Here is a 2,842-nt window from a genome sequence, read left to right on the forward strand (position 1 = left end):
AATCGTTCACGTCGGTGGATTTCTAAAATATCCCCCAATCAGTCCCCTCTCCCTTTGGGAGAGGGTTAGGGTGAGGGGCTAGACCGCAACGTGATACGGATTCCGCGGATCATGATTCCAGTCCAGAAACGGCTTGCCAGTCTCCATCGGCACCATCTCGATGCAATCCGCCACCGGGCAAGTGATCTGGCACAAGTTACAACCCACACACTCCTCATCAATCACTTCATATTTATGCGTGCCGTCCGCTTGCTTCAGACTACCGATCGCCTGGTGTGAAGTGTCCTCACAAGCAATATGGCAACGCCCGCAACCAATGCACGCCTCCTGATCAATCTTGGCAATCACCTGATAGTTGATGTCGAGGTACTTCCAGTCCGTGGTATTGCCCACCGCACGCCCGGAAAACTCGGCAATGTTGGCGTAGCCCTGACTGTCCATCCACCGCGACAGCCCGTCCTTCATCTCCTCGACAATGCGGAAACCATGCAGCATCGCCGCCGTGCACACCTGCACTGCGCCGCTGCCCAGCGCCATGAATTCCGCCGCATCACGCCAACTGCCGATGCCGCCAATGCCGCAGATCGGCAAGCCTTGGGTTTCTGGATCGCGGGCAATCTCGGCGACCATGTTCAGCGCAATCGGCTTCACCGCTGAGCCGCAATAACCGCCATGCGTGCTTTTGCTGCCGACGGTGGGCAGGGCGACCATGTGTTCCAGGTCGACGCTGGTGATCGAGTTGATCGTATTGATCAGCGACACCGCGTCCGCACCACCGCGATGGGCCGCGCGAGCGGCGACGCGGATGTCGGTGATGTTCGGCGTCAGTTTGACGATCACCGGCAGCGAGCAATAGGTCTTGCACCAGCGTGTGACTTGCTCAACGTACTCCGGCACCTGACCGACCGCCGCGCCCATGCCACGTTCGGGCATGCCGTGCGGGCAGCCGAAATTCAGCTCGATGCCGTCAGCGCCCGTAGCTTCGACCAGCGGCAGGATGTGTTTCCACGACTCCTCGACGCACGGCACCATCAGCGAAACGATCAGTGCGCGATCCGGCCAGTCCTTCTTCACCTGAGTGATTTCGCGCAGGTTGATTTCCAGCGAACGGTCGGTGATCAGCTCGATATTGTTGATGCCGAGCACTTCACGGTTATTGCCGTAGTGCGCCGAATAACGCGACGACACGTTGACCGCCGCCGGATCCTCACCGAGGGTTTTCCAGACCACGCCACCCCAGCCCGCTTCAAACGCGCGGACCACGTTGTAAGCCTTGTCAGTCGGTGGCGCGGAGGCCAGCCAGAACGGATTCGGCGCTTTGATGCCAGCGAAGACAATCGACAGATCGGCCATTTACGCAGCCTCCACGTTAAGCATCAGTTGAGCGTTGATCGCCTCGGCGGCGAGTTTGCCGTGCTGCACGGCTTGCACGGTGAGGTCTTGATCGAGGCTGGTGCAATCGCCGCCGGCATACACGCCGGGGATGCTGGTGCGCAGGTTTTCATCGACCTGAATGCGCTCGCCCTGGCGCTTGAGTTCGCGGGCTAGCGGGTCGGCGAGGGCGCTGCCATCGAACGCTTGGCCGATGGCTTTGAAGATCGCGTCAGCAGCCAACTCGAAAGTTTCGCCGGTGGTTTGCAGGCGTCCTTCGACCAGATCGGTGCGGGCGAAACGCATGCCGCGCACATGGCCCTGAGCGTCGAGCAGTACCTCTTCCGGTTGCGCCCAGGTCAGCAGGCGTACCTGATTGGCTTTGGCGATGTCTTGCTCATGGTCGGTGGCGCCCATATCCGCCGCGCCACGCCGATACACCAGATTCACATCACGAGCACCGAGCCGAGCCATTTGCACGGCCATGTCGATTGCCGTGTTGCCAGCGCCGAGAACGATGCAGCGTTCGGCCAGTGGCAGTTGCGTAAGGTCATCGGCCTGACGCAGTTCGCGAATGTAATCGGTGGCGGCGAGCAGACCCGGGGCATCTTCGTGAGGCAGGCCGAGTTGTTTGCTGGCGTTGAGGCCGAGGCCAAGGAACACCGCGTCGAACTGCTGATGCAGTTCACTCAGGGTCAGATTCTCGCCGAGCTTGTGCCCGTGACGAATCTCGATACCACCGATCTGCAGGAGGAAATCCAGTTCCTTCTGCGCGTAATCGTCAACCAGTTTGTACTTGGCGATTCCGTATTCATTGAGGCCGCCAGCCTTCTCCCGTGCTTCGAAAATCACCACGTCGTGGCCGTGCATGGCACTGCGGTGGGCGCAGGACAAACCGGCCGGTCCGGCACCGACCACGGCGATGCGCTTGCCGGTGGTGGCGGCGCGCTGGAACGGGTGTTCGGTGAAGTGTGCGTTGTCGACGGCATAGCGTTGCAGCAGGCCGATCAACACTGGCGCGCATTCGTGGGCGTTGTTGCGCACGCAGGCTTGTTGGCAAAGGATTTCGGTCGGACAGACTCGTGCGCAACTGCCACCGAGGATGTTAGCCGAGAGGATTTTCTGCGCCGCGCCGGGGACGTTGTCCTGGTGGATATTGCGGATGAACGACGGGATGTCGATCTCGCTCGGGCACGCATTCACGCACGGTGCGTCGTAGCAGTACAGGCAGCGCGAGGCTTCCAGATGCGCCTGCCGATCGTTGAGCGGTGGCGCCAGATCGGTGAAATGCCCGGCGAGGGCGGCCGCGCTTTCGTGCGGGTGGGGGAGATGGTTCAGGGTCTCGATCACGGGTTTGTGCCTCACGGTTATTGAGGTTCTCTGCCTCTGATGGGCAGTGGTTTGATCGTTCCCACGCTCTGCGTGGGAATGCCTCTAGGGACGCTCCGCGTCCAGTGACGCGGAGCGTCAC

Annotated in this window: 2 protein-coding genes; both read right to left on the reverse strand. The window is 61.0% G+C overall.

Annotated features, from left to right (window positions below; translation table 11 throughout):
• Positions 1–78: 78 nt before the first annotated feature.
• The gene (gene preA, locus PMI23_RS25090; RefSeq protein WP_007918798.1) at positions 79–1,353 is read right to left on the reverse strand and encodes an NAD-dependent dihydropyrimidine dehydrogenase subunit PreA; all 1,275 of its coding nucleotides are present in this window, start codon (positions 1,351–1,353) and stop codon (positions 79–81) included.
• Positions 1,354–2,721 carry an NAD(P)-dependent oxidoreductase gene (locus tag PMI23_RS25095; protein ID WP_007918796.1) on the reverse strand — a complete coding sequence of 456 codons (1,368 nt, stop codon included), beginning with the start codon at positions 2,719–2,721 and terminating at the stop codon, positions 1,354–1,356. It lies immediately after the preceding gene.
• Positions 2,722–2,842 lie beyond the last annotated feature (121 nt).

This window comes from Pseudomonas sp. GM24 (genome assembly GCF_000282235.1).
Classification (GTDB): Bacteria; Pseudomonadota; Gammaproteobacteria; order Pseudomonadales; family Pseudomonadaceae; genus Aquipseudomonas.

Coding starts and splice junctions, on each gene's coding strand:
- preA (WP_007918798.1), bottom strand. CDS start 1,353: ATGGCCGATCTGTCGATTGTCTTCGCTGGCATCAAAGCGCCGAATCCG.